This is a genomic window from Streptomyces sp. enrichment culture (assembly GCF_964273145.1).
Classification (GTDB): domain Bacteria; phylum Actinomycetota; class Actinomycetes; order Streptomycetales; family Streptomycetaceae; genus Streptomyces.
In genome coordinates, this window is the sequence record NZ_OZ186873.1 from 3319482 (window position 1) to 3338191 (window position 18710).

12 protein-coding genes and 3 tRNA genes are annotated in these 18710 nt (G+C 74.6%); 9 read left to right on the forward strand and 6 right to left on the reverse strand.

The features are described from left to right. Positions 1-269 precede the first annotated feature (269 nt). The 3 genes from ACSU6Z_RS14950 to ACSU6Z_RS14960 all read right to left on the reverse strand — a co-directional run bounded on the left by ACSU6Z_RS14950 (position 270) and on the right by ACSU6Z_RS14960 (position 2919). A complete protein-coding gene (locus tag ACSU6Z_RS14950; RefSeq protein ID WP_437046015.1) occupies positions 270-1235 on the reverse strand; it encodes a DUF5926 family protein in 966 nt (321 codons plus the stop codon). Positions 1236-1358: 123 nt separating this feature from the next. Next, positions 1359-1997, reverse strand: a complete 639-nt coding sequence (locus ACSU6Z_RS14955; protein ID WP_437046017.1) for an ATP-binding protein — start codon at positions 1995-1997, stop codon at positions 1359-1361. A 94-nt stretch (positions 1998-2091) separates the two neighbouring features. Continuing rightward, positions 2092-2919 carry a glycerophosphodiester phosphodiesterase gene (locus tag ACSU6Z_RS14960; protein WP_437046018.1) on the reverse strand — a complete coding sequence of 276 codons (828 nt, stop codon included), beginning with the start codon at positions 2917-2919 and terminating at the stop codon, positions 2092-2094. Between the two features lie 257 nt (positions 2920-3176). Between ACSU6Z_RS14960 and ACSU6Z_RS14965 the strand changes: the two genes are divergently transcribed. Further along, on the forward strand, positions 3177-4625 hold the full coding sequence (locus ACSU6Z_RS14965; RefSeq protein ID WP_437046020.1) for a S1C family serine protease: 1449 nt from the start codon (positions 3177-3179) through the stop codon (positions 4623-4625). A gap of 62 nt (positions 4626-4687) precedes the next feature. Then, positions 4688-4774, forward strand: a tRNA-Ser gene (locus ACSU6Z_RS14970). Between the two features lie 105 nt (positions 4775-4879). Here the strand turns inward: ACSU6Z_RS14970 and ACSU6Z_RS14975 are convergent. Continuing rightward, positions 4880-6250, reverse strand: a complete 1371-nt coding sequence (locus tag ACSU6Z_RS14975; protein ID WP_437046022.1) for a hypothetical protein — start codon at positions 6248-6250, stop codon at positions 4880-4882. A gap of 493 nt (positions 6251-6743) precedes the next feature. Here ACSU6Z_RS14975 and ACSU6Z_RS14980 point away from each other — a divergent pair, with 493 nt between their 5' ends. From ACSU6Z_RS14980 to ACSU6Z_RS14995, 4 genes are all read left to right on the forward strand, one after another. Continuing rightward, entirely contained in the window at positions 6744-7724 is a 981-nt protein-coding gene (locus ACSU6Z_RS14980) for a DUF4232 domain-containing protein (RefSeq protein WP_437046024.1), read from the forward strand. A gap of 443 nt (positions 7725-8167) precedes the next feature. Next, entirely contained in the window at positions 8168-8491 is a 324-nt protein-coding gene (locus ACSU6Z_RS14985) for a hypothetical protein (protein ID WP_437046025.1), read from the forward strand. A 279-nt stretch (positions 8492-8770) separates the two neighbouring features. Then, on the forward strand, positions 8771-9328 hold the full coding sequence (locus ACSU6Z_RS14990; RefSeq protein WP_437046026.1) for a SigE family RNA polymerase sigma factor: 558 nt from the start codon (positions 8771-8773) through the stop codon (positions 9326-9328). 105 nt (positions 9329-9433) lie between these two features. After that, on the forward strand, positions 9434-11107 hold the full coding sequence (locus ACSU6Z_RS14995; protein WP_437046028.1) for a long-chain fatty acid--CoA ligase: 1674 nt from the start codon (positions 9434-9436) through the stop codon (positions 11105-11107). 195 nt (positions 11108-11302) lie between these two features. On the opposite strand, the gene ACSU6Z_RS15000 is transcribed toward ACSU6Z_RS14995, so the two are convergent. Next, a complete protein-coding gene (locus tag ACSU6Z_RS15000; RefSeq protein ID WP_437046030.1) occupies positions 11303-16090 on the reverse strand; it encodes a PAS domain-containing protein in 4788 nt (1595 codons plus the stop codon). A 267-nt stretch (positions 16091-16357) separates the two neighbouring features. Beyond that, positions 16358-16870: an SSI family serine proteinase inhibitor gene (locus ACSU6Z_RS15005; protein WP_437046032.1), complete on the reverse strand. Its 513-nt coding sequence runs from the start codon at positions 16868-16870 to the stop codon at positions 16358-16360. 246 nt (positions 16871-17116) lie between these two features. On the opposite strand from ACSU6Z_RS15005, the gene ACSU6Z_RS15010 reads away from it, so the two are divergent. The 3 genes from ACSU6Z_RS15010 (at position 17117) to ACSU6Z_RS15020 (ending at position 18524) form a co-directional block, all read left to right on the forward strand. Further along, a tRNA-Ser gene (locus tag ACSU6Z_RS15010) sits at positions 17117-17207 on the forward strand. A gap of 544 nt (positions 17208-17751) precedes the next feature. Then, a tRNA-Arg gene (locus ACSU6Z_RS15015) sits at positions 17752-17824 on the forward strand. A gap of 418 nt (positions 17825-18242) precedes the next feature. Further along, complete coding sequence (locus ACSU6Z_RS15020; RefSeq protein ID WP_437046033.1) at positions 18243-18524, forward strand: WGxxGxxG family protein; 282 nt, start codon at positions 18243-18245, stop codon at positions 18522-18524. Positions 18525-18710 lie beyond the last annotated feature (186 nt).

Sequence of the window (18710 nt, forward strand, 5' to 3'; positions counted from 1 at the left end):
TGGTCCGTGCGAGTGGGCCGCCGCGCACGGAAAGACCCGGTTGCTGGCGACGGGGGATGCACCAGCAACCGGGCTACTCGAACGGTAACAAGGGATCGGCGGTTAGCAAATTCGATCTCCGTGTTTCCGGTCACCGCCCGGTCGGCGTCCGGACGTGCTCCGCCTCGCCGAACGGCCTGCACCGACGAGGAGTTGTGAACTGCGTCACCCGCCGAGGCCGGGCCACCGGGGACCGGCGGGCCCGCCGGTCCCCGGTCCCGCGGTGTGCGTCAGCTGAGCGTGACCTGCCGGTTGGTCAGGCCCCCGCGGGCGCGGCGCTCGTCGGCGGTGAGCGGGGCGTCCGAGGTCAGGGCCTCGGCGAGGCGCTCGGCGAACTCGGCCGCCGGCTTCTCCACGTCCTGCGCGGTGACCTCGCCGGGCAGGTCCCAGACCGGGACGGTGAGCCCGTGGGCGCGGAAGGAGCCGACCAGCCGCGTGCCCTCGCCGAGGGCGGAGCGCCCGGCGGCCTGCAGCCGCGCCAGAGCGTCCAGAAGACGCTCCTCCGGGTGCGGCATCACCCACCGCAGGTGGTTCTTCTCCGGAGTCCGGCACCAGTAGGCGGCGTCCACGCCCTGGAGCCTGACGGTGGGGATCGCGGCGGCGTTGGCCCGCTCCAGGGAGGCGGCCACCTCCGGCGCGGCGTTCTGCGGGTCCGGCACCCAGAACTCGAAGCCCGTGTGCACCACCGGCTCGAACCGGCCCTCGGGGTCGAGCAGGTCCTGCAGGCGCGGCCCGTCGGCCGGGGCGCGGCGGCCCTGCACCGGGGTGCCCGGCTCGGCGGTCAGCGCGCGCAGGAGGGTGTCGGCGAGGTCGCGGCTGATGTCACCCGACGCCGTGTCGTTCTGCAGGCCGAGCAGCACCGAGCCGTCGTCGCGGCGCAGCGCGGGCCAGGCCATCGGCAGGACCGTGGCCAGCGTGACCGACGGGACGCCCTCGGGCAGTCCGTCCTTCAGCGTCAGCTCGGCCGTGGCCGCGGGGACCAGCTCCCGCAGCGCCACCCAGTCGCACTCGCCGGGCAGCCCCTCGAACGGGCGCTGCACCAGCTCGGTCACGGCCTGCGCGGCGGCCCGGCCGTGGCAGGCCTTGTAGCGGCGGCCGCTGCCGCACGGGCAGGGTTCGCGGGCGCCGACAACCGGGATCTCTCCGTCGGTGAGCTGCGGGCGCTTGGCCTTCGTCTGGGGTCGCTTCTTGGCCATCGTGGGTGTCTCCCGGTTACGGCTCTTCTGGTACGGCGCGAGCCTAGCCGTTCACGCCACGGCCGACGGGACCCTGTGGACGGGGGAGTTCGGCCGGCTCGCCGGCGCCGTGCCCGCCGCCGCTCAGCCGAAATCGTCGAACGCGCTCGCGTACCCCAGGCCGGGTATCTCGGACACCGGCGGAACCCCGACCCGCGTGGCGAAGTCGTCACGGCGGTGCCCGGCGTCGGGATCGTGCACGTCGTCGTGGACGACGACCCAGACCGTGACCTCGCCGCGGGCGTCGTCCCGTACGCCCCAGTCGTCGGCCAGCGCGGTGATGATCTTCAGCCCGCGGCCGCCGTGCGCGGTGACCGACGGGGTGGCCGGCGCCGGGCGGGTCGGGCCGCCGCCGTCCGTGACCTCGACGACGAGCCGGCCGCTGCCCTCCACCCGCCAGGCGGCACGGACGGCGCCGTCCCCGGCCAGGGCGCCGCCCAAGGGGCGGCCGTGCTTGCACGCGTTGCTCAAAAGTTCGGAAAGGATCAATACGGCATCATCGATGACCGATTCCGCTACGCCGCCTCTGCGCAACTGATCGCGCATACGACGCCTCGCTTCCCCCACGCCCGCAGGGCCATGGGGCACGGCCATGCTCGACGACGTGGGCACCTCCTGTGCCACCACCAACGCCACCCCCGAGACCTCCTTCGCCCCACGCCACGGAGTGGATGCCCCATTGGCCTGTACCGGAAACCGGCTGATCGCCTGCCGGTGACGCATTCGTCACGATCGAACACGTTCCGAACGCGCCGGAGCACTCCCTGTCATCGAGCGGGCCGGCGGACGACCGGATCCGGACCCCGGAGGGCGGCGGTCAGCGGCCGAGCCGGTCCAGTACCGCGCGCGGCCGGTTGGTGATGATGGCGTCGACGCCCAGCTCCACGCAGAGGTCGATGTCCCCGGGCTCGTTCACGGTCCACACGTGCACCTGGTGGCCGGCCTCCTTCAGCCGTTCGACGGCCGCGGGCTGGCCGCGCACGATCCGGATCGACGGGCCCGCGATCCCGACCCCCGCGGGCAGCCGCCCGTCGCGCAGCCGGGGCGGGGCGAACTGCATCAGGTAGACCGTGGGCAGCGTCGGCGAGGCGGCCCGCACCCGCTGCAGCGAGCGGGCCGAGAAGCTCATCACGCGCACCGGGGAGCGCGCGGGGTCGGCCGGGGCGTCCAGCCCGAACCGCTTCAGGAGCAGCAGCAGCCGCTCCTCGACCTGGCCCGCCCAGCGCGTGGGGTGCTTGGTCTCGATGGCCAGCTCCACCCGGCGGTCGGCGTCTCGGACGAGCCGGAGCAGCCGTTCCAGGGTGAGGACGGAGGTCGCCTCCCGGTCCTGCGGCCGGTGCTCCCACTGGGGCTGCTCGTCGCGCCTGCGCCAGGTCTCCCGCGTCTTCCACGAGCCGAAGTCCAGGGCGGCCAGGTCGGCGAGCTCCAGGGCCGAGACGGCACCGCGCCCGTTGGACGTACGGTTGACGCGGCGGTCGTGGACGCAGACGAGGTGGCCGTCGGCGGTCAGGCGCACATCGCACTCGAGGGCGTCCGCGCCGTCCTCGATGGCCTTCCGGTACGCGGCCAGGGTGTGTTCCGGGGCGTCCTCGGAGGCGCCCCGGTGGGCGACGACCTGGATCCGGTGCTGTCGTGCGTGGGTCACCGCGACATGGTGCCACCGCGCGGGGGCGGGCGTATGCCGGCGACAGGGACATCGAGTCCGTTTAGTCTTTGATGGCCTGATGTAAGGGACGGCCGCGGACCCACAGCCACGGCTTATGGTGCTCTGACGGGCCGTGGGAAATGCTGGTGTGCGAACACGTGCACAGCCGCATCGCGCCGGACCGCCGACCGGCGTGACGAGCGTGGCCGCGTCCCGCCCGTGCGACCGAACGACAGCCGTGACCGAGGAGAGAAGCTGTGAGCACCGAGAACGAGGGCACCGCGGTACCCCCGGCCCCGTCCGCACCCCCCGTGCCGGTGGAATCTCCCGCAGCCTCCCCGCTGGAGGGGGCGGCGCCGCACAGCAGCGTCCCCGCGCCTTCGGCGGCGGGTCCGGACGACGCCTCCCGGGGAGCCGCCGCGCAGGCGCACACCGCCGCCGACCCCTACGGGTACGGGTCCCGGCAGGGCTCGGCCCCCGACGCCGCCTGGCCGCCCCCGCCGCCGGCCGGCCCGGCGTTCGGCTCGGGCGGGAGCGGTTCCGGCGGCGGCTGGGGCTCCCCGTACCAACCGCCCGCGCCGAAGTCCGGCCGCGGTCGCGGCGGGCCGGTCGCCGCCCTCCTGATCGCCGCGCTGGTCGCGGGCGGCCTGGGTGGCGGCATCGGTTACACCCTGGCCAAGGACGGCGACGAGACCGGTTCCACCACGGTCTCCGCCTCCGACACCGGCGGCTCCGTCAAGCGTGACGACGGCACGGTCGCGGCCGTGGCCGCCCAGGCGCTGCCGAGCACGGTCACCATCGAGGCCGAGGGCGTCGGCGGCGAGGGCGGCACGGGCACCGGCTTCGTCTTCGACAAGCAGGGCCACATCGTCACCAACAACCACGTGGTGGCGGAGGCGGTCGACGGCGGCAGGCTCACCGCGACCTTCCCCGACGGCAAGAAGTACGACGCCGATGTGGTCGGCCACGCCCAGGGCTACGACGTGGCGGTCATCAAGCTGGAGAACGCCCCCTCGGACCTGAAGCCGCTCCCGCTCGGCGACTCCGACAAGGTCGCCGTCGGCGACTCCACGATCGCCATCGGCGCCCCCTTCGGCTTGTCCAACACGGTGACCACGGGCATCATCAGCGCCAAGAACCGCCCCGTGGCCTCCAGCGACGGCAGCGCCGGCAGCAAGGCGTCCTACATGAGCGCCCTGCAGACCGACGCCTCGATCAACCCGGGCAACTCCGGCGGTCCGCTGCTGGACGCCCGGGGCAACGTCATCGGCATCAACTCCGCGATCCAGTCCGCGAGCAACGGCCTGGGCGGCACCGGCCAGGCCGGCTCCATCGGCCTGGGCTTCGCCATCCCGGTCAACCAGGCCAAGTACGTCGCCCAGCAGCTGATCAAGACCGGCAAGCCGGTGTACGCCAAGATCGGCGCCTCGGTCTCCCTGGAGGGCACGGCGGACGGCGCCCAGATCACCGAGCAGGGCGTCGGCGGTTCCGAGCCGGTCGAGCGGGGCGGCCCCGCCGACAAGGCCGGCCTACGGCCCGGCGACGTCATCACCAAGCTGGACGACCGGGTGATCGACAGCGGCCCGACCCTGATCGGCGAGATCTGGACCCACCAGCCCGGCGACAGGGTCACGGTCACCTACGAGCGCGGCGGCAGGCAGCACACGGTCGAGCTCACCCTGGGCTCCCGCGTCGGCGACAGCTGACCCACGCGCGCGCGGAGCGACCCGCTACCCTGGTCCCGCGCCGCCGATCGCGGCCGGCGCGGGGAGGCGTGCCCGAGCGGCCTAAGGGAACGGTCTTGAAAACCGTCGTGGCAGCGATGTCACCGTGGGTTCAAATCCCACCGCCTCCGCGGACCGAAGATGTGTGAACCGGAAGGGGCGCCCCTCGACGAGGGGCGCCCCTTCCGCGTGACGTCCGCCGGCCCGCGCGCCGCCACCGGCCCTCCCCGCCCGGGTCAGGAGCGTTCGCGGGCGGCTGGGTTGTTCAGGCAGAGCGCGATGTTCCGGACCGCGGCGGTGAGTTCCTCGATCACCCGGGCCGCCTGCTCCGCGTTGTGGAAGGCCGGGCGCTCGGCCAGGGACAGCCCCAGTTCCGCCGCCGCCTGAAGGGCCAGTCCGGTGTCCCCCTCGGAGGGGGAGGCGCCGACGGGGGCGGGTGCCTCGGCCGTGCCGGTGGGCGCGGTGGCGCCGGCGGGTGCGGACGTACCGGCGGTGGGGGAGGGTTCCGGCGCGGCGGGCCGGGCCGGGGCGGCCGGTTCCGCCGTGGGCGCGCCGGCGGGCGCGGGTGCGGGTGCCGGCTGGTGCACCGGCCGGTGCGCCGAGTGGTGCACCGGCTTGGGGACGACCGGCGTCGACGAGCCGGCCTGCGCTTCACCGGCCTGCGCCTCCCCTCCGTAACCGTCGCGCCCGTGGTAGTCGTCGTAGCCGTCGTATCCGTCGTACGAGGTGTGGTAGGCGCCGGAGTCACCGGTCGCGGAGGTGTACTCCTCCTCCGCCGACGGCGACGGTTCGACCGGCACGGGGCGCTGGTCCTGGGCGGCCCGCTGGGCGTACGGGGTCAGGTCCGGCGCGTGGCGCGTCCGGGGCAGCACGAAGTGGTCGAAGCCCGAGAACGCCAGGGTGGCGTGGGCGGAGGAGCGCGGGGCGTACTCGGTCTGCCACTGCATGCGGTAGCAGTCGACCTGGTCGGCGCAGGAGGCGCGGGCGTGGAAGACCGCCGTGTCCTCCCCCAGGTCCGGGTACCAGAGGTTCGGGCCGGGGAAGCGCACGGTCCGCACCCGCGGCTTGATCAGCTCGGCGCACCCCATGCAGCAGCCCTCCGGCACCATGAGCGGGATGCCGCCGTTCTGCTCCGGCCAGCGGGGGCCGCCCTCCCAGCGGTACTCCCCGTGGCGGCAGGGCGGCAGCTCCCCGCAGGCGCGGCAGACCGCGTAGTGCTCGGGGAGGACCTGCCAGTCGTGGCTGGCGGGGGCGCACCAGTGCTTGGGCGTGGACCGGGGGAGGTTCTCGTTGCGCAGCACCAGGATCACCGGACGCTTGTAGAACTCGGCGCGTTCGGGGGCCGGTTTGACCGCCTGGTTGTTGGCCCGCCGCAGTTCGTTGGCGTGCCACCACAGCTCCACGTGGTCGCGCCAGGCCTTCTCGTAGGAGTCCGGCCAGCGGTCGCTGGTGTAGCCGTTGATCTCCAGGATTCGCCAGGCCTGACGGTCCAGTACCACGATGGAACCGGCTCGCAGTCGCAGGTGCGTTCCGTTGTCACCCTCGTCCGGCCAGTCGTGCCGACCGATACGGGTGGGCTGGTCTGGGAGCCACCTGCGAACCTGCATGTCATGCTCCTCGGCAAAGAAACTTCATAGTTTCAAATGGGGCAGTAGGCAACATTCTGAGCAATAAGGGCGTTTACCCCGGTGGAGACACGCGCACGTCGTTGACCGAAGACGATCGGAAATGTTTCCCGAGTTTTCGTCGCCGTCCGTAAAACCCTTTCCCAGCAGGCCTTTTCGTCTTGTGGGCCAGCGTCGTGGCAGACCTTCCGCGGGAGCCGGGGCGGCGCTTTCCTGCCCCGCCTCCCGACCCTGATGCTCACCCGTACGTGTGATGGGTCTTCGGTTACGACAGCACCGTACGTGTGGATCGTCGCGTGAAACCGTCACCGATCGCCGGCTGGCGGGTCGCCCGCAGGGCCGAGGAGGAGGGGGAGGAGGAGGGAGGAGCGTCCTCTGCGGGTGCTTCCCGTCCTGTGGGACCCGTGACCGACCTGTGTCCGGAACTGTGGCTTCCGTCACGGTCGGCGGGGACCGTCCCTGATGAGGTGGGGCGATGCGAACCCCCTTGCCCCTCACGGCCTCGGGCGCCCTGGCCGCCGTTCTCCTGCTCGGTGCCTGCGGCGCCGAGACCGCCGTGCCGGGGGGAGGCGGCGAAACCGGTGACGACGGTGGCAGCACGGCGCGGACGTGTGGTACCAGCGCCTCCCCGGACCCCGGTCCCGGCGCCGGGGCCCAGGGCGACGCCGGAGAGCGGGACGGGGTGCGGATCGTCGGGGAACCGGCACCCGGCGGTGCCGGTTCCCCGACGGGCGCGGGACCCGTCCGGTGCGCCGTGGCGTACACGGTGACCAACCGCGAGGCCGAGCCGTTCACGTACACCATCACCTTCTCCTTCCTCTCCGGCCGGGGTGCGGCGACGGCGAACACGACCGAGACGGTGGGGCCCGTCGAAGCCGGCCGGACCGTGCGGCGCACCCTCGGCACGGTGTTCGCGCCCGGCGCCCACGACGCGGGGAGCGTGCGGGTCGTCGACGTGAAGAGGGTGCCCTCCGACGAGGCGCCGGCTCCCGCGGGTCCCTGCCCGTCGTCCGGGCTGCGCCTCACCGCCGACGAGGGGGAAGCGGCCATGGGCCTGCGGGTCGTGGGACTGCGCCTGCGGAACTGCGGCAGCCGCCCGTACTCCCTCGACGGCTACCCGCTGCTCGGGCTCCTCGACGAGGACCACGATCCGGTCGGCGGGATCGAGATCGTGCGGGGCGGCGGGGACATCGCCCTGGTGCCCGGCTTCGACGCCCCGCCCCGGCCGGTGACGCTGGACCCGGGGGAGTCCGCCTCCGCCGGCCTGATGTGGCGCAACACCACCGGCTTCGGCGCTCCGGTGGCAGTGCCGTACGTCCGGGTCAGGGCCCGGGCCGGTGCCGCTCCCGTGATGGTCGCGCCCGACCTCGACCTCGGCACCACGGGCCGGCTCGGGGTCAGCGCGTGGCGCGAGGAGGCCGCCGACGGCCGGCGGCCCGTCCCCCCGGGCCCGTAGTCCGGCCCGGTCCCTCCCCGCCGGTGCCCCGCGGACCACCGGCGTGCTGGTGGCGCGGACCGCCGGTCAGGGCCGGCCGGGCATTCCTTCCCGTTCGAACGTTCGATCAGGGGGAGGGGGAGCGTGCGCGACACGCCGGTGCCGGGAGGGAGGCGAGGGGCGTGACGGAGCGCTTCATCCCGTGTGGCGCTTGAGGCGGAGCTGTCCGTGCTCTCCCGAGTCGGCACGCAAGGGGCGCAAAGGGGTTTATCGACTTGTCCTCACGCTTGAGGGCGAATCGGGTCTTCCGGGGTGGTTCGCCGGGGAGCCGGTGGGCAACTCTGATCCCGCGACGTCGTGCACAGCACCGAGACGGTCGGCCAACCGCCTCGGTGGACAGCCTGGTTCACGTACTTCCCGCGCTTCCGGCAGCTGGCCGGCGCGCGCCTTCCTGGAGGAACAACATGGCAAGCATCCGTACCGCCCGCCTCCTAGCCGCCGTCTCCGCCCTCCCGCTCGCCACCGCCCTCTTCGCCGGTGTCGCCACCGCGGACAACGGTGCCTTCGCGGGCAACGGATCGAGCGCCACCGCGGCGGACGCGTTCGCGGGCATCGTCGGCAGCGGAGTCGGCGGCGACAACAACGGGAACTCGGCCACCACGCAGCAGCAGGCGGTCGGTTCCGGCGCCTCGAACCAGAGCAACACCGCGCAGGTCCACGGCTCCGCGTTCACGGCCGTCAACCAGGGCAACTCGAACGTCGCCGTCGGCTTCTCCCCGCTGTGGTGAGCTAGAGGGGCCGGGAGGCCCGGCTCCTCGACTTCTGTGGGTGTGCTTCATGGGGTCGTTTCGCGTCTGCGCGGCGGTGCTTCGGCGCCGCCGCGCAGGCGTGTGCGCGTGAGGGTTCCGCGTCCGGTCGTGCCGTCCTCGGGGACCGGCCCTCAGGGGCCCCGTCCCCTGCTCCACCTACAGGAGGTGTAGCCACCCCCACCCCTACAACCTGAGGCGGATTCAGCTTCGGGACCTGGGGCCGATCCGGCGCGGCCCTCCCGCTCATAGCGTGGAGCCATGACCACACTCGTCTGCACCAGCGCTTCGGACGCCGCCGCGGCAGCGCCGCAGACCCTCTCGTACCCGTCGTTCGCGTCCTACGTGAGGGCCCGCCAGCCGGTGCTGCTGCGTACCGCCCGCTCGCTGACCGCGAATCCGAGCGACGCGGAGGACCTGCTGCAGACCGCGCTCGCCAAGACGTACGTCGCCTGGGAGCGCATCGAGGACCACCGCGCGCTCGACGGCTACGTGCGGCGGGCCCTGGTGAACACCCGGACGTCGCAGTGGCGCAAGCGCAGGGTCGACGAGTTCGCCTGCGACGAAATGCCCGAGCCGGAACCCCTACCCGGGGGCGACGACCCGGCCGAGCGGCAGGCGCTGCACGACGCGATGTGGCGGGCGGTCATGCGGCTGCCCGCCCGGCAGCGGGCGATGGTCGTCCTGCGGTACTACGAGGACCTCAGCGAGGCCCAGACGGCCGCGGTGCTCGGCGTCTCCGTCGGCACGGTGAAGTCGGCGGTCTCGCGGGCGCTGGGCAAGCTGCGGGAGGACCCGGAGCTCGGATTGGCCCGGTAGCGGGGCGGCCGTGTCCGGACCGTGAGGTGATCGATCGTCCTCCCCTAGTGACATACCAAGCGGTATGTGCGCAGAATCGGCGCAACCCTTGCCGCCGCGCCGGCAATGACGCCCCGGGAGGATGCCGTGCTGAGCACCATGCAGGACGTACCGCTGCTGATCTCCAGGATCCTGACCCACGGGTCCACGGTCCACGGTGCCTCGCAGGTGACCACCTGGACCGGCGAGGGCGCGCCGCACCGCCGCTCCTACGCGGAGATCGGCGCCCGCGCGGCCCGGCTGGCGCACGCCCTCGAGGACCTCGGCATGGGGCCGGGGGACGTACTGGGCACGCTGATGTGGAACAACGCCGAGCACGTCGAGGCCTACTACGCCATCCCCTCCATGGGGGCCGTGCTCCACACCCTCAACCTGCGCCTGCCGCCCGAGCAGCTGGCCTGGATCGTCAACCACGCGGCCGACCGGGTCGTGATCGTCAACGGCTCCCTGATCCCGCTCCTCGCCCCGCTGCTGCCCCACCTGAAGACGGTCGAGCACGTCGTCGTCTCCGGCCCGGGCGACCGCTCCCCGCTGGCCGGGGCCCCGGTCCGGGTGCACGAGTACGAGGAGCTGATCGAGGGCAAGCCGGCGACGTACGACTGGCCGGAGCTGGACGAGCGCACGGCCGCCGCCATGTGCTACACCTCCGGCACCACCGGTGACCCCAAGGGCGTGGTCTACAGCCACCGTTCCGTCTACCTGCACTCCATGCAGGTCAACATGGCCCAGTCGATGGGCCTGACCGACCAGGACACCACGCTGGTCGTCGTGCCCCAGTTCCACGTGAACGCGTGGGGTCTGCCGCACGCCACCTTCATGACCGGCGTGAACATGCTCATGCCGGACCGGTTCCTCCAGCCCGTGCCGCTCGCCGAGATGATCGAGAGCGAGAGGCCGACGCACGCCGCCGCCGTCCCCACCATCTGGCAGGGCCTGCTCGCCGAGCTGACCGCCAGGCCGCGCGACGTGTCCTCCCTCACCCAGGTCACCATCGGCGGCTCCGCCTGCCCGCCCGCCCTGATGGAGGCGTTCGACCGGCTGGGCATGCGGGTCTGCCACGCCTGGGGCATGACGGAGACGTCCCCGCTCGGCACGGTCGCCCGCCCGCCGGCCCAGGCGGTCGGCACGCGGGAGGAGTTCGGCTACCGGCTCACACAGGGCCGCTTCCCGGCGGGCGTCGAGGCCCGCCTCACCGGCCCCGGCGGGGAACGCCTCCCCTGGGACGGCGAGTCGGCGGGCGAGCTGGAGGTCCGCGGCCCGTGGATCGCAGGCGCCTACTACAACGGCCCCGACGCCGAACCGCTGCGTCCCGCCGACAAGTTCAGCGAGGACGGCTGGCTGAAGACGGGCGACGTCGGGACGATCTCCCCCGACGGCTACCTCACCCTCACCGACCGGGCCAAGGACGTCATCAAGTCCGGCGGCGAGTGGATCTCCTCGGTGGAGCTGGAGAACGCCCTCATGGCCCACCCGGACGTCGCCGAGGCCGCCGTCGTCGCCGTCCCCGACGACAAGTGGGGCGAGCGCCCGCTGGCCGCCGTCGTCCTCAAGGAGGGCGCGACGGCCGACTTCGCGTCCCTGCGCGCCTTCCTCGCCGAGGAGGGGAAGATCGCCAAGTGGCAGCTCCCGGAGCGCTGGACGGTCGTCGGGACGGTGCCCAAGACGAGCGTCGGCAAGTTCGACAAGAAGGTGCTGCGCGGGTGGTACGCCGAGGGACGGCTGGACGTCACCGCGCTCTGACGGCCGCCCCGCTCGTCCTGCCCCGCGGCCGTCCCCGCCGCATCACCGCAGGGCGGGGCCTCGCCGCCGCACGGCACGCCCCCGGGTGCCGCACCGCGGTCGCCGCCCGGCACGCCGGCACCGTGCCCGCGGGCCCGCCGCCGGGGGAGCCGGGCCCGGGGCGCTCCCCCACCGAACGGGCCGGTGACCGGCAGGTCAGTTGGTGCCGATCCGGGCGAGCAGGTCGACGATCCGCGACTGCACCTCGGTACTGGTGGACCGCTCCGCGAGGAACAGCACCGTCTCCCCCGAGGCCAGGCGAGGCAGGTCGGCCTGGTCGACGGCGGCCGTGTAGACGACCAGCGGGGTGCGGTTGAGCCGGCCGTTCGCGCGCAGCCAGTCCACGATCCCGGCCCGGCGCCGGTGCATCCGCATCAGGTCCATCACGACCAGGTTGGGCTGGAACTGCGCCGCCAGCGCCACCGCCTCGGTGTCGCCGGCCGCCCGCGCCACCTGCATCCCGCGCTTCTCCAGCGTCGCGGTCAGCGCCAGCGCGATCTCCGCGTGCTCCTCGATGAGCAGGACGCGCGGCGGGTGCTGCTCGCTGTCGCGCGGCGCGAGCGCCTTCAGCAGCACGGCGGGGTCGGCACCGTAGGCGGCGTCCCGCGACGCCTGCCCCAGCCCGGCCGTGACCAGCACCGGCACCTCGGCCGCCACCGCCGCCTGCCGCAGCGACTGGAGCGCCGTACGGGTGATCGGCCCGGTCAGCGGATCCACGAAGAGCGCGGCGGGGAAGGCCGCGATCTGCGCGTCCACCTCCTCGCGCGAGTGCACGACGACGGGCCGGTAGCCGCGGTCGCTCAGCGCCTGCTGCGTGGACACGTCCGGCGCGGGCCACACCAGCAACCGCCGCGGGTTGTCCAGCGGCTCCGGCGGCAGCTCGTCGTCCATCGGCTGCGGACGCGGGGTGTCCGCCACCTCGACGGCCCCGCCGGGACCGTCCAGCGGCTCGGGCCCCTCGGCGGCGTTCTCGTCGGGCGCGCCTATGGCGTACGACCGTCCGGCCCCCTCGGTCATCTGCGCGAGCCGGGGCGGCTGGCCGGCCGGCGCCGGGGCAGCCGGCTGCGGCTGGGCCGCCGCCGGGGTGCGCGGCGGCACGGGGGCCTGCTCGCCGGCCGGGTGCGGCCGGGCGTCCTGCTCCGGCCGGGCGGCGACCGGGTCGGGCGGCGTCCCCAGCTTGCGGCGACGGCCCGAACCACCCGGGTGGTGCGGTGCGGGGGTGGCCGCCGGCTGCTGGACCTGGGCCGCCTGCCGGTTGAACGGCACGCCTTGGCCCAGCGTCCGCACGCTGATCGCCCGCCCCTGCGTGGAGTTCGGGTCCACCGGCGCCGCGGCTTCCGTGGGCAGTGGCTGCGCGGGCCGCGCAGCGCCCTCCGGCGGCAGCGGAGCGGCCCCCGCCGCGGGCGCCGGGTTCGTGCCCGCCGGCGGCAGGGGAGCGGCGGCGCCGGCCGGCCGGGCGTCGTCCGGGGCGGCGGCACCGTTCGGCGGCACGGGGGCCGGGGCCTCGCCGGCGACGGGCCAGGGCTGCGGGGCGGGAACGCCCTGCGCCGCGGGGGCGGGCCGGCCCGCGGCAGTCCGGTCCGGCGCGCTCTGCCCGGGCCGGGGCTCGGGGAGCGGCTGCGGCAGGGGCCGGCCGGGGGCACCGGCCTGCTGGGCAGGCAGGGCGACCTGCCCGGTCGCGTTCTGCCCGGTCGCGTTCTGTACGGCCACGTTCTGTGCGGCCGCGTTCTGTACGGGCGGAACGGAGGCGGCCTGCGGCTGCACCGGTCCGGCCGGCTGCTCCTCCTGGGCGTGGGCCCGCACCCGCCCCGGCACCGCTGCCGGGCCCTGGGCGGGGTCCTGCCCCGTGGGCGGCGGGGCGGTCACCGGTTGCGCGGGAGTGCCCTGAACCGTCCGCGGAGCGGCGGTCTGCGGCTCCTGGCCGGGGACGGCCTGGGCGGGAACACCGGCTCCCGGGCCCGCCGGCTGTACGCCCTGGCCGGACGTTCCTTGCGCAGGCACGGTCGCGATCCGCGGGGGCACGGGTCCGCCGGGAACCGTCCCGGTGGCGTCCCGGGCCGGAACGTTCCGCGCGGGGACCGGACCACCCTGGCCGGGCGCCACCGTCGGCGTCGCGGCCGGCACCGGCGCGTCCGGGGGCACGGCCCGGCGACGGCGGCCCGCCGGCTCGCTCACCGGGTGCGGCTGCGGCGGGGTGTGGACGGCGGACCGCTCGTGCGGAACGGCGTCGTGCCGGCCCTCGTCCACCGGACCGTCCTCGATCAAGCCGCCGGAAGCACCCGCTCCGGGGTCACCGGCGACACCGGCCGTACCGGCGCCGTGAACCGGCCCGTGCCCCTGCGCAGGCACCTGCGCCGGCCCGTGCCCCGGTGCCTGTCCCTGCGCGGGGATGTTCGTCCCCGGCGGCGTGGCGCCCCCCGGAAGGCCCGGCGCCACCGGCGCGCCCGCTGCTCCTCCCGGGACGGGTCCGTGAGCCGTCCGAGCCACCTGAGGTGCCTCCGGGCCCGGGCCCGTCTCCGCCACGCCGGCGGGCCGGTCCGCGTCGGCGGGCGGCAGGGCGAACACCTGCCGGGGCCCCGCTTCCGCCGCGGCGGCGCGTTCCGCCGCGGAGGCCAGCGCACGCCGCCGACGCCCGGTCGGCCGGGACGCGTCGGCCGGGTCCGCCTCGCCGGACGGCGCGGGCAGCGCCGGCGGCAGCGCGTGCTGTTCCCCCAGGGCACGCCGGGCCCGCCGCCCGGTCGGGGCGGGAACGCCCTGCGGCGGCACGGTCCCGCCCAGGCCGGTGCCCGCGGCCGCGGTGCCCGCGGCGTGCTCGGCGGCCGTGACGACGGAACCCTCGGCCACGCCGGTCCCCGGCTCCGCGACCGTGTCCCCGGCCGGCCGCCTGCGCCGGCGTCCGGTCCCCCCGGGTACCTCGTCCGGCGGCGGAACCGGTGCCGGAGCGGGCGCCGGCTCCCCGGCCGCGCGCCTCCTGCGCCGCCCGGTCGGCGTGGTGCCCTCCGCCCCGGTGCCGTCGGGAACGCCGGAATCCTCGGTGTCGCCGTCGTCCTCCAGGAACGCGTCGGCGGAGGGCCGCCGCGCCCGCCGCCGCCCGCCGCCCGCGGCCTGCTGCGCCGGCCCGGCCGCCTGGGCGATCGCGGCCCGGTCCGACGGCGCCTGGGCGGGGTGCGCTTCGGCGGCCGTCCCCTCGGCTGCCCCTTCGGCAACCGCCTCGCCCGGTCCTTCACCCGGTCCCTCGGCCGGCTCCACGACCGGGTCGGTTCCCGGGGCGGCCACCGCTCCCGCCCCACCCCCGATCGGGACTTCGAGGACGTACGCGCTGCCGCTCATGCCCGGCACCTCGTGCGTCTGGAGCACGCCGCCGTGGGCCCGTACGATCCCGCGCACGATCGGCTCGTGCACCGGGTCCCCCCCGGCGTACGGGCCGCGCACCTCGATCCGTACGACCTCGCCGCGCTGGGCCGCCGCCACCACGACGGTGTTGTCCAGGTAACCGCCCGTCGACGCGGGCGCGTTGCCGGTCGCGTCGACCCCCGCCACGTCGGCGACGAGATGCGCGAGCGCGATCGCCAGCAGCCGCGGGTCGACCTCGGCCTCGATGGGCGGCGCGTGCACGGCGAACTGCACCCGCCCCGGTCCGACCAGCTCGACGGCCCCGTCGACACCGGAGGCGACGACGGCGTCCAGCATCACCTTCGTACGGGAGACGCCCTCCGCCCCGGTGTCGAGGCGCTGGTAGCCGAGGACGTTGTCGATGAGCGTGGTGATCCGCGAGTAGCCGGCCGAGAGGTGGTGGAGCACCTGGTTGGCCTCGGGCCACAGCTGCCCGGCGTCGTCCGCGGCCAGCGCGGACAGCTCGCGGCGCAGCTCCTCCAGCGGCCCGCGCAGGGAGGCGCCGAGGAGGGTGAGCAGCTGCTCGTGCCGGGCGGCGAGCGCCTCGTAGCGGTCCTTCTCCCGCTCCCCGAGCGCGGCGTAGCGCTCCTCGCCCGCGGCGAGTTCCTCCGCGTGCTTCTCCCGGAGCTCCTCCAGCTCGGCCACGTGCTTCTGGCGCAGGGCGGTCAGCTCGGAGGCGTGCTCCTCGGCGATGCGCTCCAGTTCCTCGGCGTGCCGCTTCTCGGCGTCCTCCCGCTCCTTCACGAGCGCCTCGTACGGCCGCCGGTCGGTGAAGGTCATCACGGCGCCGACGAGCTGGTCGCCGTCGCGGACGGGCGCGGTCGTCAGGTCGACCGGCACCTTGTCGCCGTTCTTGGCGTACACCACCTGCCCGCGCACCCGGTGCTTGCGCCCGGATCGCAGGGTGTCGGCGAGCGGGGACTCGTCGTACGGGAAGGGGGACCCGTCGGCGCGGGAGTGGAGGATGAGGGTGTGCAGCTCGCGTCCGCCGAGTTCGCCGGCCCGGTAGCCCAGGATCTGCGCGGCGGCCGGGTTGACCAGGACGATCCGGCCGTCGGTGTCCGTGCCGACGACGCCCTCGGCGGCGGCCCGCAGGATCATCTCGGTCTGCCGCTGCGAGCGCGCCAGCTCGGCCTCGGTGTCGACGGTGCCGGTCAGGTCGCGCACGACGAGCATCAGCAGTTCGTCGCCGGTGTAGCCGTAGGCGTCGTACCCCTGCTGGCCGTTGTCCAGGTTGGCGCTGGTGACCTCGACGGGGAACTCGGTGCCGTCCGTGCGCCGGGCGACCATCCGGGTCGGCTTCGTCCGCGCCCGCGGGTCGATGTGGTCCGGCCGCCGCATGGAGCCGGGGATGAGCTTGGAGTCGAAGTGGGGCAGCAGGTCCAGCAGTCCGCGCCCGACCAGCGCGGTCCCCGGCGTCTCGAAGGTCTCCAGGGCGATGGTGTTCGCGTTGACGACGGTGCCGTTGGCGTTGACCAGGACCAACGCGTCGGGCAGGGCGTCCAGTATGGCTGCGAGGCGAGCAGCGCCTCGGGATGGCCTGCTGCTCACGAGACGCTTCCCTCCTGTTACCGCACCTTGCCGACCGCGGGGGCCATCTTGCCAACCGGCCCGCAACGTGTCACGCGAGGGAGTCTAAGCGCTGGGGTCGTGCGCGCGGCGCCGGATGGGAGGGAGGTCGCACGACGAAGTGACGTAGAACGTGTGGCCGATCGGTGACCGGCCGGTGGTCGGCCGGTGGCCGGCCGGGGGCGGCAGGGACCGGGCGGGCCGGCCCGGCGCGCGGACCGGAAGGGGTGGTCCGGTCCGCGGCCCGGCTCACGGGGACGCCGGCGATCCGAGGTCGGGCAGGAGCGGCACCAAACGGTCCCAGCGGGCGATCCGGCAGCCGTCGCGCCGGTCGTACGTCGCGTCGACCGGGCGTCCGGCCCAGGTGCCGGTGATCCGCGCGGTGGCGGGTCCGCCGTACTGCATGGTGCACACGGTGCCCCGCGGGGCCGGTCCGAAGACGTCCTCCCCCCACCGTGTGTTCCGCTCGACCACGGCACACGCCCCGGCGGGGTCGGGGTGGCTGCCGCCGTGCGGGTGGCAGCGTAGTTCGAACGTCCCGTCCAGGCCCTTGCCCGCGTTGTGGACGGTGACGGTCAGGCGGTCGCCGTCCCGGCCCGCCGCACCCTGCTCGGCGGAGGCGGCGTACGCGGTGGAGGGGCCGGCGGCCAGGGAGGCGACCGCGGTGAGGGCGGAGGCGGCGGTGACGAACATCCGCCGCAGGGCGGGACGGGGGCGGCGCGGCGCGGCCCGGTGGGTGCTCTGCGACACGACCTGTGACATGACCTGAGACATGCCCTGCCTAACGCGGCACGGCCGCCGACGTTGCGGCCGTCACCCGTGCGCCCCGCGCGGGGCGTCGCCCCGCGGCCCGGGGAACGGCCCCCGCCCGGGCCGGCGGGGACGCCGCCAACCCCTTTGCCCCGCGGCCTGCTCGCCTAGTACCGTGGGGGGCGATTGGTGACACCACGCTCGTCTGTGTCATCATCGGCACGCACCATCCGCACTCGCGCGCGGGATGTTGCGTCTGGAGGCGTCGCCTAGTCCGGTCTATGGCGCCGCACTGCTAATGCGGTTTGGGCCTTAAAGCCCATCGAGGGTTCAAATCCCTCCGCCTCCGCTCTCTGCTCGGGGAGTCCGGTCGATATTCCGATATCGACCGGACTCCCCGAAGTGTTTCTCCCCGTTCTCCGCCTCCGCCTCTGCTTCCGCCCCGGTTGCTTCCGCCCCGGTCGCCGGGGCCGGCGGCGGCGGAGCCACCGCGTCCCTTCGTCTTCCCCTCCTTCCCCCCAGGCGCCGAGCGGCAGCGCCGCGCCCCCGACACCGCGCGCGAGCGCATGGTGCAGGTGGAGGGGCGTGCGGTGGACCCGTGGGCCCTTCGCGTCCCGCGGGGGGTGCGGGAGGCCGAGCGGTGATCACCTTCGAGCGGGAACCACCGGGCATCCGTCCACTGCCGCGAAGCGCCGCCCTGCCCGGACCGGCCGCTCCGGTCCGGGCGCCCCCACGGTCCACGGTCGCTGCCCGCTCACCCCAGTATCGGCGTTTCCGCAGGTCAGGCGGGGTTTGCCGAACGGATTTCACATGTCGGCGGCAGTCATGTAATGTTCTTCCTGTCGCCGGGAGCGGGCCGAAAGGAACGGGAACGGCGGAGAAAAAAAGAACAAGCACTCGTAGCTTAACGGATAGAGCATCTGACTACGGATCAGAAGGTTGCAGGTTCGAATCCTGCCGAGTGCACAGCGGAACAGAGGCCCCATGGAGTGATCCACGGGGCCTCTGGCTTTTGCCTCGACGGCAGTGTTCGACGGCAACCGCCTCGCGCGGGGCGGAGTCGATCGGCCGGCCACGCGGGCGCTCCGGGTGGCGTGATCCGCCCGGGTGCCGCGGACCGCGCCCGCTCCACGGTGCGCGGGGCGACGGCGGACGGCAACCGGGGAGCGCGGTGGGCCGAGGGCATCGCCTCAGGGATCCGGCACACGAGCCGAAGCGGGCGGGTCACCCATTCGGACTAACGGCCCGATCGGCCGTGGAGCCCCGGGAAATGGGGCCGAGGCCGGTTCAGGGAGTGCTCCCGCGCCCCCAGGAGTTGCGCGGTGCCTCCGTCTCCTGCGACATGGAGGTAAGGCCCTGTCCATGGGTCACGCAAGGAGGAACTATGCGTCGCACGACTATCGGTGCTCTCCTGGCAGCCGCTCTCCTCGCAGGGCCCGCTGCGGTCACCGCGGAAGCGCAAACGCCGGCGGCGGCATCGGTGACCGCCGTGCAGGCCGCCCAGAGCCAGGCGCAGGACACCGACGAGCAGGACGATGACGACGGAGGCTGGGGGCTTTGGGGCCTCGCCGGTCTCCTGGGTCTGCTCGGTCTCATCCCTCGCCGGCGGAAGACCCACGACACGGGAACCCACCGCGGCCCGGGCACGCACAACGACCGTCTGTAAAGGCCGGGGTGGCGCGGGCGGGTGCGGCGACCACGGCGACCGGCCCCGTCCGGCGGCACTCGCGAGAGATCGTCACGCGACCGGTACGGCCGCCCTCGGCCGGTCCGCACGGAGCCGCGGACCGGAAGGCCGCGTGTGCGTGTCCGGCCGAGCGCGCAACGAGCAGGAGGCCCTGCGGATCACTCC

Bases quoted from the DNA above. Each gene is read 5' to 3' on its own strand.
- ACSU6Z_RS14995 (WP_437046028.1), top strand. From the start codon at position 9,434: ATGACGCCCCGGGAGGATGCCGTGCTGAGCACCATGCAGGACGTACCG.
- ACSU6Z_RS14975 (WP_437046022.1), bottom strand. From the start codon at position 6,250: ATGCAGGTTCGCAGGTGGCTCCCAGACCAGCCCACCCGTATCGGTCGG.
- ACSU6Z_RS14980 (WP_437046024.1), top strand. From the start codon at position 6,744: ATGCGAACCCCCTTGCCCCTCACGGCCTCGGGCGCCCTGGCCGCCGTT.
- ACSU6Z_RS14985 (WP_437046025.1), top strand. From the start codon at position 8,168: ATGGCAAGCATCCGTACCGCCCGCCTCCTAGCCGCCGTCTCCGCCCTC.
- ACSU6Z_RS15005 (WP_437046032.1), bottom strand. From the start codon at position 16,870: ATGTCACAGGTCGTGTCGCAGAGCACCCACCGGGCCGCGCCGCGCCGC.
- ACSU6Z_RS14955 (WP_437046017.1), bottom strand. From the start codon at position 1,997: ATGCGTCACCGGCAGGCGATCAGCCGGTTTCCGGTACAGGCCAATGGG.
- ACSU6Z_RS15020 (WP_437046033.1), top strand. From the start codon at position 18,243: ATGCGTCGCACGACTATCGGTGCTCTCCTGGCAGCCGCTCTCCTCGCA.
- ACSU6Z_RS14950 (WP_437046015.1), bottom strand. From the start codon at position 1,235: ATGGCCAAGAAGCGACCCCAGACGAAGGCCAAGCGCCCGCAGCTCACC.
- ACSU6Z_RS14990 (WP_437046026.1), top strand. From the start codon at position 8,771: ATGACCACACTCGTCTGCACCAGCGCTTCGGACGCCGCCGCGGCAGCG.